The organism is Pseudoalteromonas sp. 2CM39R (assembly GCF_023161845.1).
Map to the genome: position 1 here is coordinate 109,489 of NZ_JALNTM010000017.1, position 13,656 is coordinate 123,144.

At 38.8% G+C, this 13,656-nt stretch carries 15 protein-coding genes; 10 read left to right on the plus strand and 5 right to left on the minus strand.

Translation table 11 applies throughout. The features are described from left to right. Nucleotides 1-12: 12 nt before the first annotated feature. Nucleotides 13-864, minus strand: a complete 852-nt coding sequence (locus MTF66_RS28995; protein WP_248529387.1) for a CPBP family intramembrane glutamic endopeptidase — start codon at nt 862-864, stop codon at nt 13-15. 87 nt (nt 865-951) lie between these two features. After that, a complete protein-coding gene (locus MTF66_RS29000; protein ID WP_248529388.1) occupies nt 952-1,347 on the minus strand; it encodes a hypothetical protein in 396 nt (131 codons plus the stop codon). A 156-nt stretch (nt 1,348-1,503) separates the two neighbouring features. Here MTF66_RS29000 and MTF66_RS29005 point away from each other — a divergent pair, with 156 nt between their 5' ends. The 7 genes from MTF66_RS29005 to MTF66_RS29035 all read left to right on the plus strand — a co-directional run bounded on the left by MTF66_RS29005 (nt 1,504) and on the right by MTF66_RS29035 (nt 6,679). Then, nucleotides 1,504-2,208 (plus strand): DUF3581 domain-containing protein, encoded by a 705-nt coding sequence (locus MTF66_RS29005; protein ID WP_016900441.1) that lies wholly within the window; start codon nt 1,504-1,506, stop codon nt 2,206-2,208. A gap of 91 nt (nt 2,209-2,299) precedes the next feature. Then, nucleotides 2,300-3,547, plus strand: a complete 1,248-nt coding sequence (locus MTF66_RS29010) for a DEAD/DEAH box helicase (RefSeq protein ID WP_054201820.1) — start codon at nt 2,300-2,302, stop codon at nt 3,545-3,547. 303 nt (nt 3,548-3,850) lie between these two features. After that, entirely contained in the window at nt 3,851-4,144 is a 294-nt protein-coding gene (locus MTF66_RS29015) for a hypothetical protein (RefSeq protein ID WP_248529389.1), read from the plus strand. Nucleotides 4,145-4,302: 158 nt separating this feature from the next. Next, the gene (locus tag MTF66_RS29020) at nt 4,303-4,692 is read left to right on the plus strand and encodes a hypothetical protein (protein ID WP_248529390.1); all 390 of its coding nucleotides are present in this window, start codon (nt 4,303-4,305) and stop codon (nt 4,690-4,692) included. Between the two features lie 173 nt (nt 4,693-4,865). Continuing rightward, nucleotides 4,866-5,156 carry a hypothetical protein gene (locus MTF66_RS29025; RefSeq protein ID WP_248529391.1) on the plus strand — a complete coding sequence of 97 codons (291 nt, stop codon included), beginning with the start codon at nt 4,866-4,868 and terminating at the stop codon, nt 5,154-5,156. Between the two features lie 98 nt (nt 5,157-5,254). Then, the gene (locus tag MTF66_RS29030; RefSeq protein ID WP_248529392.1) at nt 5,255-6,043 is read left to right on the plus strand and encodes a hypothetical protein; all 789 of its coding nucleotides are present in this window, start codon (nt 5,255-5,257) and stop codon (nt 6,041-6,043) included. Between the two features lie 123 nt (nt 6,044-6,166). After that, nucleotides 6,167-6,679 carry a hypothetical protein gene (locus tag MTF66_RS29035; RefSeq protein ID WP_248529393.1) on the plus strand — a complete coding sequence of 171 codons (513 nt, stop codon included), beginning with the start codon at nt 6,167-6,169 and terminating at the stop codon, nt 6,677-6,679. Nucleotides 6,680-6,949: 270 nt separating this feature from the next. Here MTF66_RS29035 and MTF66_RS29040 read toward each other — a convergent pair whose 3' ends face one another. Beyond that, complete coding sequence (locus tag MTF66_RS29040) at nt 6,950-7,906, minus strand: methylenetetrahydrofolate reductase (RefSeq protein ID WP_010387688.1); 957 nt, start codon at nt 7,904-7,906, stop codon at nt 6,950-6,952. Nucleotides 7,907-8,155: 249 nt separating this feature from the next. On the opposite strand from MTF66_RS29040, the gene MTF66_RS29045 reads away from it, so the two are divergent. After that, nucleotides 8,156-11,038 (plus strand): pitrilysin family protein, encoded by a 2,883-nt coding sequence (locus MTF66_RS29045; protein WP_248529394.1) that lies wholly within the window; start codon nt 8,156-8,158, stop codon nt 11,036-11,038. 75 nt (nt 11,039-11,113) lie between these two features. On the opposite strand, the gene MTF66_RS29050 is transcribed toward MTF66_RS29045, so the two are convergent. Then, nucleotides 11,114-11,428 (minus strand): helix-turn-helix transcriptional regulator, encoded by a 315-nt coding sequence (locus tag MTF66_RS29050; protein ID WP_075169747.1) that lies wholly within the window; start codon nt 11,426-11,428, stop codon nt 11,114-11,116. 1 nt (nt 11,429) lies between these two features. Beyond that, on the minus strand, nt 11,430-11,837 hold the full coding sequence (locus tag MTF66_RS29055; protein ID WP_109874206.1) for a hypothetical protein: 408 nt from the start codon (nt 11,835-11,837) through the stop codon (nt 11,430-11,432). A gap of 326 nt (nt 11,838-12,163) precedes the next feature. Between MTF66_RS29055 and cysE the strand changes: the two genes are divergently transcribed. Both cysE and MTF66_RS29065 read left to right on the plus strand, forming a co-directional pair. Beyond that, a complete protein-coding gene (cysE, locus tag MTF66_RS29060; RefSeq protein WP_010387694.1) occupies nt 12,164-12,982 on the plus strand; it encodes a serine O-acetyltransferase in 819 nt (272 codons plus the stop codon). 17 nt (nt 12,983-12,999) lie between these two features. After that, nucleotides 13,000-13,644 (plus strand): hypothetical protein, encoded by a 645-nt coding sequence (locus MTF66_RS29065; RefSeq protein ID WP_248529395.1) that lies wholly within the window; start codon nt 13,000-13,002, stop codon nt 13,642-13,644. Nucleotides 13,645-13,656: the final 12 nt, after the last annotated feature.

The following is a 13,656-nucleotide window of genomic DNA, read 5'->3' on the forward strand; positions in this document are numbered from 1 at the left end:
GTGCCTGTAATTCTAAGATGGAGTTGCCAGCATAGGGTAAGTAAATAAGAAAAAGTGAAACACATTAACGAGCCAATGACATAAAATGGCCCATTCTAATCGGCTTGTTTTATAGTAAATATAGCCATAACCAAAACCTGCTACGGCCGCCACAAGCATATAATGAGTACCCGCTGAAAAGTGTGCCAGTGAAAATACACAAGTACTGATCACCGGTGCGAGCAGTGCAAACCTGCTCGGGGTTATTAGTTTTGAAAGCTTAGTTTGTATCACTCCCCTAAATAATGCCTCTTCTGCAACGCAGGTAAAAAGTAGGTTGATGGCTATAAATAACAACCAAAATTCAGGTACTTTTGGCGCAAATTCAACAAGGTTTAACGTTAAAGCAGTTATAAGCGCCGCTAAAATAGTGATAATTATGATTAAAGCAGGGTAGCCGATAGTCACTGGCTTTGCCGTTTTGTTTTTTGCAAAAAAATAAGCGCTCAGCATTAAACCCGCTAATGCTTTATCAAAATTAGCATACAAGGTAAATGCAATTGCGTTACTGGTGACTTGTTCATTAACAACAATTGGCAGGTTATTAAAACCCGCAAACCAGTGTAAGGCCAACCCGAGTGAGGCTATTATAAATAAAGACGTTAGAACATTACGTTTTAACGCTGAGGTTGCCAATAGCATAAAGTGAAACAATCCCACATAAACAGCTATAACAGCAACCGCGGTTAAGTTTATATATTCTTGATAATAGGCAGTAATAACACTTAGCAGCAATAAGTATTGCCATAATGGTTGGCGAAATACAGTGAGTTTACACTGTGGGAAAACACATAAAATAGCGGCAGCTAAAAAGTAAAAAGTCATTGGCAAATACAGCTTGTTGTTTGATAGAGGGAATGAGTGAAAACGAATTACATAGCGTTATAGTCTCAATTAGATAATTCAGAGCTATTAATAATTATAGGCTTGTCCGCTACAAATAACGGCTAAATCACAATTGTAGCGGGATACTGATTGGCACTGCTCTAGTGTAAATGCATTGCCACCTAAATAAAGCACATCGTTTTTAAGGGATTCTATAGCTTGTGATTTCAAACGGTTATAGCTAATTGAGGATGTTCGCGTATCATCTGATACATCGCAGCTTTCGCCTTTTATTCCACCAAGGGGGCTTGCACCTCTATCGATAGCGTCCTGAACACTGTAAAACTGCTCTAGGCCACGTTTTTTAATATGGCTTGAAACGTGTTCTGATAAAACGTCGTCGTCGATATTGGTTGTGTAAGTAACGTTATTACAGCCAGTTAAAAATGAAACCGCACATATTAATAAAGAAAAATACTTCATTAGTTAATCCCTTAAACTCGTATTTGCCTAATTTACTTAGTAAATTAGCGAGTTGCAAATTATCATTTTTCACCTTTATTAAACAGATTCGACCTCTCAAGATTTTTTTTCTGGTAGTATAGCTAGGTTATAAGCAGTTTAAGCAGTGAACACACTATGTTAAGTCCTTACTATCAGCAGCATGCTGATTATGTTTCAATTTCTCGTGAGCAAGGTTGTCGCTTTGCTAAATGTGTAGCCGACGACTACAACCCGCTTCATGATAAAGACGCTAAAAAGTTTTGCGCACCAGGAGACTTACTTTTTTCTCTAGTGTTAGACCGCTATGGCATTAGTGAGCGAATGGAGTTTACCTTTGCCGGTATGGTTGATGAAAATACCAAGCTAAATTTTCCAGAACAACCTGGAGAAGAGTTTGATGTAAACCATGGCGAAAAAGTAATTTTAAAGGTTAAACGCGACGGTAAAACCAGTAAATGCCCAACACTTACAAACAGTTTAATAAAAAATTATGTTGAGTTCTCAGGTGCTGCGTTCCCGCATGTAATTATTCCTTTAATGGGCAAGCAAGAGGTAATGATAAACCCTGCGCGCCCTATGATTATTTATGAATCAATGATCATTAACCTTAATAACATTGATATTAAATCACCGACCCTAGAGTTTGCAGAGCCAAGCTTTGAATACGCTGGTAAACGCGGCAAAATAACCTTGCGCTTTAATTTATTAGAAAACGGCGAAAAGGTGGGTTTTGGTGAAAAACACATGGTGGTATCGGGTATTCGTGAATACTGTCAAAGCACCGTAGATGATTTAATTGCATTTTATAATGAGCGTAAAGCCACATTAAAACCGGCTTAAATACTTCATTTTACTTAGGCGCTATTTAGCGCCTTTTTTATTACTTAAGCTCAGGTATAATAGCGTTCTTTGTTATTTTAAAGCCAAGCTTATGTCTGCCACATCGTTCTCATCACTAGCCCTAGACCCGTTACTATTAACGGCAATAGAGCAAAATAATTACACTACGCCTACCGCCATTCAGCACAAAACGATACCGCCAATTTTAGCGGGCAAAGACGTTATGGGCAGCGCTCAAACTGGTACTGGTAAAACAGCCGCGTTTGTTTTGCCGCTATTACATAAGCTTTTAAATTCCGCTAAAAAAGACGAACCAGGCATTGCCCGTGTGGTTATTTTAACGCCTACTAGGGAGCTTGCTCAGCAAGTATTTGCAAGCTTTGAAAAATACGCACAAGGTACAGATATAAAAGGTGCACTTGCCTATGGTGGCGCAAGCATTGGCCCACAAATCAAAGCACTTAAAACAGCGCAAGTAATAGTGGCAACGCCAGGGCGCTTGCTTGATCACATAGTGAAGGGCAGTGTGGTGCTTTCAAGCGTGGACTCTTTAGTATTTGATGAAGCAGACCGTATGCTTGATATGGGTTTTATTGACGAAATTAGACGAATACTGCGTCATATCCCAGGCGATCGTCAAACCTTACTGTTTTCCGCCACTTTTGATGACAGTGTATTTGAGCTGAGTAAAAAATTACTTAAAGACCCAGAGCTTATTGAAGTTGATAAGCGTAACTCTGCTGCTGTAGAGGTTGAACAAGTTATTTACGCAGTAGATGAAGACAGAAAGCGCGAACTGGTATCGCACATGATTGGCATGAAAAACTGGCGCCAAGTGCTTATATTCACTCGCACTAAACAAATGGCCGATAAGCTAGCCAAAGAAATGTGTAAAGATGGTTTAAAAACCGAATCTATTCATGGTGATAAATCACAAGGTGCTCGCGATCGCGCTCTTCATAACTTCAAAGAAGGCAGTACACGTGTTCTAGTGGCCACCGATGTAGCAGCGCGCGGTTTAGACATACCGGCACTTAAATACGTAATTAACTTTGAATTGCCATACATAGCTGAAGATTATGTTCACCGTATTGGCCGTACAGGACGAGCTGGCGAGCAAGGCCTTGCAATGTCATTAGTGAGCTTAGATGAGCAATGGCTGCTTGAAGAAATTGAAGTATTGCTTGATACCCGTTTAACACCACAATGGCTTGAAGGCTATGAACCTGATTTAAATAAGCCACCTAAAGATAACCGCAAAAACACCAACAAAGCGCGTAAAGATCGCGATAAAAAACGTATTACAGGGCAAAGAGCGCCAAATAGAAGACGTAAATAAAGAATTAGGACCTCATCTTATAGGTAGTTCAGAGTGATAAGCGGTCATTGATATTGGCTAAATATCGTCGTTAATTGATTTGTTAAACTGTTCTTTGCGCATATATTCATGAAAGTGAGCGCTGCGCGCATATTGGTTAATTTAACTTTACCTAAAAAAGTTAGAAAACTTAGTGATAGTAATACCTTAGGTAATTTGTTAAAACTATATAATGTAGAAAAATGAGCGTAGCGTCGGCAGAAATATGCGCGATGAGCGCACTATTAAATTGTTATGTGTTTCTCAAGTTTGGTAATAAATTAAATGTTTGGTAGATGCAAAAATTGTCATTTTGTTAAAAGTAATCTTGCTACCAGAGAGGATATGCTTAATTGCTTTGCCAAGCTTCGACAAGGTGTGGATGCAAAAAAACTCACAGTGCTTGAACCAAATGAAGAATATCAATTTGGCTTGGTTGAGTTTTTACAATTACCAATAAAGCCACCTTTACCAGATGTGGTTTTTGTTAAAGTAAGTTGTAATATTTGCAGTAAAAATTATAGAGTTTTTGCAGACTGGTATCATGTAAAAGATCAGGTAAGTCGCATAAACACATAACAAGAATTTCAAGAGGGACAAAATAAAGTTGGCTGTTTTGTTCACTCCGTTCACCTATTTTAGCCAACTCTATTTTGCCCCTTAAATGGGCGTTATGTGCTTAGGTAAAACTTAAACTACTCGGTTGAATTACGTGTAGCATTTAAATATGGATACATATGAGTAAAATAAAATGGATTAGTGCTCCTTTAGGAATAAAAGGTGACTTAGAAGCTTGGAAGTCTTTTATGGAGCAAAACTACCCAAACCCAATTGTAGGGAATATACACTTAATTACCTATGACAACGGTGATCGAGTTGGTTATTTATTTAAGGGTATTCACCCTGCCTCAGGTGACAAGTGGTGGGAAAGGGTCAAAGAAGAAGTTATAGAAACCTATTTTGATGCTTGGTTAGAAAGTGCAGTTATGGGAAATGAAGACTCTGTATTGGAAGGTATGACTCAAGCGCTTGAACCTGAAGTCAGATCTGGTATGGAATCCCTGTATGATGAAGGGTTTGATGATGAAGTATTAGCCGACTTTGCTCACCAAATGAGCAAGCGATAATTTCAAGCCTGACTAGTCACGTAAACGAATCAAAGTCCGTAATTTAAGCATATAATAAAACACACATAACAAGGCGCTTAAGTCTGATTCGCGAACGCGTGCCATTTTCGCTTCGCTCTACTTTTGGCACACTTTCGCTCACAGCTTAGCTTGGCGTTATGTAACTTTAGAAAATGATGCAACCTGAAAATCCAGTGACAGAATTAAGACAACTAATCAAAGATGCTCGCTGGGCTATTTGGTCATTCGTCGTAATTAATGCCTTTGTTCTTCTTTTCTTTTTTGTTGACGGTATTTTTAACGAATTTGTTTTTGTAGCTTTGTTTGTTCAAGGTTTACTATTTACAGTTTGGCTTTTACCCGTATTTTGTTATCAGGTGTTTTTTAAAAAGTTAAGTGTTAAATTCGCCTTTTACAAAGCTTTAGCGTCATATAAAGAAGCACTTGGTCACGTATCGTGGTAGCGTTACATAACAAGCTAATTAATAAGGACATTGCTCCTCAACATTTTAGCAAACAATTTTTTGCCCATTATTAGGGCGTTAGCAGTATAAGGTGTTAAATGGGTATTTGTGCATACTGTAAAAATGAAGAAAAATTAACAAAAGAACATGTTATGCCTTCATTCGTATATAAATATATGAAAGATATGGGGCAAGGATCTTCTTCTGGTTGGAATGAAAAAGCTCAAAAACAAGTTGGAAGTGAGTTTGTAGTCAAAGATGTCTGTGCCCCATGCAATAACGTTGTTTTAGGAGAGCTAGACGCCCATGCCAAAGTTGTAGTATCAGAAACTGGTGTGTTTACACCCCTATTTACAGCAAAGACCGTAAAAATAAATTATGAATATGATTTACTCCTTCGATGGTTATTGAAAGTTGCATTTAACTCATCGCGAGGTAGCGGAATAAATGAAGGTGTATTTGATAAATTTACAAATTTAATTTTAGGTAAAAATTGTGATTATTCAGAAGTTGTAATTTCAGCCGGTTTGCTTAGACCTTATAAGCTAGAACTCGCGGAAAGACAAAAATATGGTAAAGATCTTAATGCTAATAACTACGGGTATGTAAACCCATTTTTTACTCGTATTTCATGGGCTCCAAATACGCCAAAGGAATTTTATACTAAACAGATAATAATAGGAGCCTTAATATTTCATGTTGTTGTATTTACTTCTGGAGTAATACGCAATGACAGGAAGCGTTTAAAGAAAGAATATTTAAAAATGTGCAAAGGGATGACTATTATTCGTCAAAATACCTCAAACACATTGATAAAACAAACACCTCTTTCATTCATTGATTCTATGGAGCACCAAGTTTTAAGAGAAAGTCAGCTATCAACTTAAAATACTGCTAACAAGCAATTCAAGTGGACTCATAACAGTTGGCAGTTTTTACTTCGTTAAACATTTTAGCCAACTATTATTTGCCGCTTAATTGGGCGTTAGGAATCTTGAGGAGAATCGGCGTTGCTCGATAAAATGTTAAATATTTTATTAAATGAAGATGAGCTTGGTGCAGTTGTAAGAGCACATATTCTTATTGAGCAATATGTAGATCATTTTTTGTCGCTAGTCGTTCCTAATCATGACTACCTAAATAAGATGAGTATAGATTTTTCTAATAAAGTAAAACTTGCGGTTGCAATGGGGTTAGATGAAGAAATATATAAACCTATAAATTCTATAACAAGTATAAGAAACAAATTTGCCCATAGAGCTAATTTCAAACTTGATTCATCGGATGTTAAAAATTTTTATGATAGTTTTGTAGCTGAGGATCGTGATGGTATTCAGGCTATTATTTCTAATAATCCAGACCGACCTACTGGGCTAGCTGACAAATATTCGCGGTTATCTATCAAAGAAAAACTAGTAGTAATGGTTATATTACTTGCGATACGTATTGAGAGTGAAGTCAAATTCGAACTCGATTATGTATTAGAGCAGATAGACGATAGTGAAGATGAAGTCGATGCCTAACAAGAGTGAATGGGGTCAAATCTTGACTTCAGACATTAAAACCTTCGATGTCTGCTCATGGCACAAATGCGACAGTCAGATTTGATAGAGTCCTACAGTTCAAACCTGACAGATCAAGTTAGTACTTATTAAAATAAACGAAGCTAACTACTTGAATGGCTTATTCTATGTCGCTTATCATTGTTGCCCGAACCCCGAACCCCGAACCCCGAACCCCGAACCCCGAACCCCGAACCCCGAACCCCGAACCCCGAACCCCGAACCCCGTAATTAAGCTATCAGTTTCTCCGCAAGGTTAAGCTCCATTGTTGCTTTTAATAAACGATATAAATTAATAGACGCGTCAATTTCTTCTTTACGGTTGGTTAAGCTTTCAATATTTAAGCCCAGCGGTACACCTAAGTGGGCACAGCTTTTTAAAATCGAGTCGAGGTTTTCGCGACAAATACGCACCGATTCGCTTAATGTATTTTCCGAATCAAGCATGCGCCATTTAGTTGCCTCTGGCACTGAGATGCCTAGCCACTGCATAAACTCTAAGGTTTTTTCACCACCACAAGGCGTAAAGGTTAATATAATCCGATTAGGTGTAAGGCCTTGTGCTTTGCATGTGCGCGCATAACTGGTTATTAAATCTATGGTTGCTTGTGCGTTGTAAACGGCTTGAGAGATAAAAAACTGGCACCCTTGTGCTGTTTTTTCTATTAAGCGTTGGTGCTCGTTGCGCTTATTGGCATGGCGTTCAGCAATGGTTACGCCACCTAAAAAGAAGTCTTCAGACTGCTCTGCCAGAGTTTTGTAGGCATTCGGTAAGCTTAGCTTTATATCACCCGCTGATGATGGGCTGCCCACTAACACCACGTTTTTTAAATCGTAGTCATTTTTAGTTTCATCTAACCACGCTTTAAACTCACTCACACCGCGCTGAGCTACACTTTTATAAGTAATTACATCAAGATCAGATAAGCCTCGTAAGAGTTGACTGTACTCGCGCGGATCAACTGTTTGCTTAAATGCAAATGGACGCGCTTGCTCTGTACGGCTGCTTTCATCTTGAATGTCATAAATAATCACACCGTCATATTCAATTTCGTGTAAACGGCCTAATAACTTTTCGGCAATGATTTTTAATTGCGCTTTATCAGTCCCAATTTTTGGCGGTGTTGTGCCAATTAGGTAAACACCTTGGTTGGTGTCCTGTATTTTTTCTTGAAGTGATAAAGCCATAATCCCCATTCCAGCTTAATTTGTGATGATGGATTTAATATAGCAGCCATTTAGACGTCTAGATAGATTTATTTATTGAAAGTTTCTCAACTAACGTGAATTATTTTCATGATTAAACCAAGTTACCAGCAATAACTGACACAGTTGTTTACATAATTAATAGGCTTAGGGCTCTTATATTTAATTACTTTACGGCATACTTAGTTTGGTAAATGTTTTAAAAATTGCTCAATTTAAAAAGGGATAACAATGAAATTTAAATTATTGGCAACTAGCCTAGCGGTATCGCTGGCCTTAACCGGTTGTGCTATGCAGCAAAGTCAAAACACGCAAACAGCAGCTCAACAAGAACAAGTTAATAAAGCAGATGAGCGTGTTTTTTCACAAGATTATCTAATAGAAGAGCTAGATAACGGCCTACGTGTGATGGTAGTTAAAACCGATTACCCAGATGTAGTATCGCTACAAATACCTGTATCTGTTGGCTCGCGTAATGAAGTGGAAGCAGGTAAAACTGGTTTTGCTCACTTTTTTGAACACATGATGTTTAAAGGCTCTGAAAAGTTTCCGCAAGATGTGTATTCAGATATTTTAAAAAATTCAGGGGTTGATAACCGCGCCTACACAACTAACGATTACACTAACTACCACTTAAATTTTTCAAAACAACACCTTGATAAAGTACTTGAAATTGAAGCGGATATTTTTCAAAACTTAAGCTACACCGAAGAGCAATTTAGAACCGAAGCACTAACGGTTAAAGGCGAGTACTTAAAAAATAACGCCAGTCCAATTCGTAAATTATTAAGTGCGGTACGCCAAGAAGCGTTCGAAAAACATACCTATAAGCACACTACAATGGGCTTTTTTGAAGATATTGAAGCCATGCCAGATCAAATGGCCTACGGTAAAGAATTTTTTGCTAAGTTTTATAAGCCTGAATATGTATCGCTTGTGATTGTTGGTGATGTTGATCCAAAAGAGACCATGGCGATGGTTAAAAAGCACTGGGGTAACTGGCAAAAAGGCGACTATGTTGCTGATATTCCTAAAGAGCCAACTCAGCAAGCGCCAAAATATGTGCATGAGCAAAACGAGGGATTACCTGGCCATTGGTTACTTGTGTCGTATAAAGGGGCCGCATGGGAGCCTCAGAAAAAAGACAGAGCCGCATTAGATTTACTGTCGCAGCTTTATTTTTCTAGCAATTCAGATATTTACCAAGAGCTGGTAGTAGAAAAGCAAATAGCGAGTCAAATGTTTACCTATAACCCAGAGACAAAAGATCCAGGGTTACTGCATGTATTTGTAAAAGTTGAAAATGCCGATGATTTAGCCACAGTGCGTGATGCTATAAACCGTACGTATGCCAAAGCGCGTACCGAGTTGGTTGATAGCCAAAAACTCAGCGATTTAAAGTCTAATCTTAAATACAGCTTTATAAATGGTTTAGATTCGTCGCAAGCAATTGCCTCTACACTTGCCAGCTATATGCATTTTGAGCGCGATCCTGAGGTAATTAATCAGCTGTATAAATCGGCAGACAATATCACTAGCGAAGATATTAGAGCCGTTGCCAATAAGTATTTTGTTGATAATGCGCGCACCACAATTACTATGTCAGCACTTGATAAAGCCCCTGGTTTTGAACAAGAAAGCGACTTAAATGCGTTGGTAGCAAAATATCAGCAAGTACCGAGTAAGCCTATCTTTAAGGTGCTTGATAAAACCAATAGCTCGCCGTTAATCGATATTAACTTATTATTTAATACCGGTGCCGCTGCCGATCCGCAGGGTAAAAAAGGCGTGGCAGCACTCACTGCCGCAATGCTGGCGCAAGGTGGCTCAACCTCAATGAGTTACAAAGATATTAAAAAGGCAATGTACCCACTGGCGGGTAGTTTTGGTTATCAAATAGATAAAGAAATGCTGTCGTTCCAAGGGCGTATTCATAAAGATAATGCTGCTCAGTGGTATGCCTTAGTGAGTGAGCAGTTGCTAAACCCTGGCTTTAGAGAAGATGACTTTAAACGTCTGAAAAAAGAAATGATCGATGGCATTAAGTCGGGTTTAAAAGCCTCTAATGATGAAGAGTTGGGTAAAGAAGTGCTCTACAGCGTACTTTATAAAGGTCACCCTTATGAAAGCTATAACTACGGTGATTTATCAGATTTAGAAGCGCTCACTCTTGATGATGTTAAAGCGTTTTATAATGCCGAACTTACACAAGCTAAACTTACTGTGGGTTTAATTGGTGCTGTGCCTGAAAAACTTAAAGCACAAATGTTAGCTGACTTAGCGACACTTCCAAAAGGCGAACAAAGCCGCTTAACAATCCCTGATGCGCCAGTGCTTGAAGGTCATCATGCAACAATTGTTGAAAAGTCAGCGCAATCAACGGCTGTATCGTTTGGCTTTCCTATTGATACCATTCGTAGCAGCGACGACTGGACTGCATTGTGGTTAGTGCGCTCGTACTTTGGTGAGCATCGTAGTTCTAACAGTTACTTGTACGAACGTATTCGTCAAACCCGTGGTATGAATTACGGTGATTACGCCTACATTGAATACTTCCCTAGAGGTATGTTTCAAACTAAACCGGATGCAAACTTAGGGCGGTCTGAGCAAATATTCCAAGTGTGGCTGCGTCCACTGCGCTCAAACAACGATGCGCATTTTGCTACTCGTACCGCATTATTTGAGCTAGATAAGCTAATTAAAAATGGTATGACCGAGGCAGATTTTGAAGCCACGCGTAACTTTTTAATTAACTTTGTGCCGCAAATGGTTGCTAGTCAAAATCGTCAGTTAGGTTATGCGCTAGATAGCGAGTTTTATAACACCGACAGCTTTGTAAACTATGTAACAAACAAGCTTAAAACATTGACTGTTGACGATGTAAATCGAGTGATTAAAGACAACCTACAAACTGAGAATATTCACTATGTGTTTGTTACCGGTGATGGTGAAGATATGCAAAAACGTTTAGCAACTATGCAAACCTCACCTATGGTTTACAACACCGATAAGCCTGCCGAGTTAGTGGCTGAAGATAAAGTGATTGCTGATTATAAATTAGCAATTCCTGCAAAAAATATTGAAGTAGTGAAAGTGGATAAAGTATTTCAATAATTTAAGTTTTTAAGTATTAAAAAATGCCCTGATGTATTAAGACATTGGGGCATTTTATTTTGTAGATTGTAAATACTAGTTACTAACTAATAGTACTGAGGCTGCACCAAGGGCAAAACTAATAACAGAGCTAATAACTAAACCAGCAATAAAACTTTTAGATGGGCTGTTATTGGCATCATTTTGGTTGTTTTCATCAAGCTTAATAAGCTCACCTTGGCGTACTTCAAATACCGCACATAAGGCCATGGTGGTTTCTTTTGAGGCTGCACCTTCTTTTTCTACCCGTTGAATAGTTCGTAAGCTTACATCGCAGGCATCGGCAAGCTGTTGTTGTGTCCAATCGAATGTGTGCCTAAGCGACTTTACCGTTGTAGGGTTTAATTGCATGTTAAAGTTTCCCTACAATTAGCTCTACGACTGTTGCTGTGGTATAGCCAAATACTGCACCACCTAACGCGCAGCCTAGAATAAAAAAAGCCGCTTTTTTAGGATCGCTAGGAAGACTACTTTGAACTTGCTTGGCAAGCACTTCTTGATCTTTGTAAAGAGTGCATTCAAGTCGTCCTGTCAGTATGTTGAGCATGTCAAATTTCACTTGGTACTGCGAATTTTCAAATTCAAATTTGTGTGAGCTTTTTATATTAACACTGCGTCTGCTGCTAACTAAGTCATCGTTAATATAGACTTCTTCTTTACCAGTAAAGTAGCTTCCAAAACAGGCTATTTGGTTATCGCCATCTTGAAAGTAAAATTTATAACCAAGTTTTTTTGTATTTAATATGTCGTTTTTCATCATCGTTATCCTTGTTGAGTTGATGATGCTAATTTAGCGTTTATTATTATTTTTTACGCCGTCAGCAGTACGCCAGTGGCCATTTTGGCACATGACACACGTGCTGTCATATGTTGTTATTTACTGATTTTTATTAACTTATTTTATTTTTGCATAAATGCTTAAACCTGCCTAGCTGTCATATAGTATGGCTTGAAAAAAGTAATATAAACCTGAAACTTAACTGGTTATATCTAATAACCAGAACAAATAACGAAGGGATTAACACCTAGGCGGCTAAATCCGTTAGAATTAGCGGTAGGCTCTTTGTACTAACTTAAGGCATTATTATGCGTCATGAAATTTGGCAACAGCTTCGTAGCGAAGCAAATGAAGTAGTAACTCGTGAACCCCTTTTAGCGAGCCATGTGTATTCGTGTATTTTAAATCATGAGTGCTTAGGGTCGGCATTGAGTTTTATTGTTGCTAATAAACTAGCTGATGCTGTGGTTTCTGCTTTTACAATCCGTGAGTTGTTTGACCAAGCTTTTGTAAAGTGTGACCGCATGCTGACACATGTTGCTCATGATATTAAAGCAGTAAAAGATCGTGACCCTGCAGCCGAAACCTACCTTACTGTGATTTTAAATTTAAAAGGGTTTCACGCGATTCAAGCACACCGTTTAGCAAACTGCTTATGGCAGCAAAACCGTAAAGAGCTTGCACGCTTTATTCAAAGCCGTACCTCAGAGGTGTTTGGGGTTGATATTCACCCTGCCTGTAAAGTAGGCCAAGGCATCATGTTTGACCATGCCACTGGTATTGTTATTGGTGAAACCGCCGTAATTGAAGATAACGTATCTATATTACAATCGGTTACATTAGGTGGTACGGGTAACGAGCAAGGCGATCGCCATCCTAAAATTAGAGCGGGCGTACTTATTGGTGCGGGTGCTAAAGTGTTGGGTAATATTGAAGTGGGCGAGGGCGCACGTATTGGTGCAGGCTCTGTGGTACTAAGCCCTGTGCCGCCTCACACAACTGCTGTTGGCGTACCTGCAAAAATTATTGGTCGTCCTGATTGTGAGTGCCCGGCAGAAAGTATGAACCAAAACTTTTTAGAATACCCCGAGCCAGAAAACGAATCGCACACCAGTGCAATGCTTTAATTTTTGAGTACCTAGAAATGATATATAAAAGTAACCTTGTGGCTATGCTGCTCTGTTTTTCTTCAGGCGTGGCGTTAGCAAGTGGTTACTTTTTGTTTTTTAAAGATTCCACTCGTGTTTCCTTAGCGCCCAAACAAGCTGTAATCTCTTCGGCTAACACTCAAGTCAATAATCAGCCAACTACTTTGCAAGGCCTAGTGCAGGTTAATAAAGCCCAAGAGGCTGATCAACAAACTCAGCTAGCACAACATGTGGTTGAGCTTAATCAGCGGCTTGAAAAAAAAACAATCCAGCTTAAGCAGTCTCAACAACAGTTAAAGTTAAATCAATCAGAAAGTGTAGAGCTTGATGATGAGCTCGCAATACAGTTTGAACAAGAGGCTGATAATCTCGAATGGAGTTACGAGCTTGAAGTCGCGTTAACTGACTTTTTAATTATTAATGAGTTTGCAGATAGCGCTGAGCTTACAGCGCTAAAGTGTAAGCAAACAATTTGTAAGTTTGAGCTTACCATTAACCAACATGCCGTTAATTATGGAGCTAAATTATGGCGCGAGCTAAACGATAAGCTTCATCTTGAACCTTGGTGGCAGCAATTTAAACTCAGTGCATCTCAATCTAACGATGCCCGTATTGAGTTTACTGTTAGTACGCAAGGCTAGCGCTTAGCAATA

Coding starts and splice junctions, on each gene's coding strand:
- MTF66_RS28995 (WP_248529387.1), bottom strand. CDS start 864: ATGACTTTTTACTTTTTAGCTGCCGCTATTTTATGTGTTTTCCCACAG.
- MTF66_RS29000 (WP_248529388.1), bottom strand. CDS start 1,347: ATGAAGTATTTTTCTTTATTAATATGTGCGGTTTCATTTTTAACTGGC.
- MTF66_RS29005 (WP_016900441.1), top strand. CDS start 1,504: ATGTTAAGTCCTTACTATCAGCAGCATGCTGATTATGTTTCAATTTCT.
- MTF66_RS29010 (WP_054201820.1), top strand. CDS start 2,300: ATGTCTGCCACATCGTTCTCATCACTAGCCCTAGACCCGTTACTATTA.
- MTF66_RS29015 (WP_248529389.1), top strand. CDS start 3,851: ATGTTTGGTAGATGCAAAAATTGTCATTTTGTTAAAAGTAATCTTGCT.
- MTF66_RS29020 (WP_248529390.1), top strand. CDS start 4,303: ATGAGTAAAATAAAATGGATTAGTGCTCCTTTAGGAATAAAAGGTGAC.
- MTF66_RS29025 (WP_248529391.1), top strand. CDS start 4,866: ATGATGCAACCTGAAAATCCAGTGACAGAATTAAGACAACTAATCAAA.
- MTF66_RS29030 (WP_248529392.1), top strand. CDS start 5,255: ATGGGTATTTGTGCATACTGTAAAAATGAAGAAAAATTAACAAAAGAA.
- MTF66_RS29040 (WP_010387688.1), bottom strand. CDS start 7,906: ATGGCTTTATCACTTCAAGAAAAAATACAGGACACCAACCAAGGTGTT.
- MTF66_RS29045 (WP_248529394.1), top strand. CDS start 8,156: ATGAAATTTAAATTATTGGCAACTAGCCTAGCGGTATCGCTGGCCTTA.
- MTF66_RS29050 (WP_075169747.1), bottom strand. CDS start 11,428: ATGCAATTAAACCCTACAACGGTAAAGTCGCTTAGGCACACATTCGAT.
- MTF66_RS29055 (WP_109874206.1), bottom strand. CDS start 11,837: ATGATGAAAAACGACATATTAAATACAAAAAAACTTGGTTATAAATTT.
- cysE (WP_010387694.1), top strand. CDS start 12,164: ATGCGTCATGAAATTTGGCAACAGCTTCGTAGCGAAGCAAATGAAGTA.
- MTF66_RS29065 (WP_248529395.1), top strand. CDS start 13,000: ATGATATATAAAAGTAACCTTGTGGCTATGCTGCTCTGTTTTTCTTCA.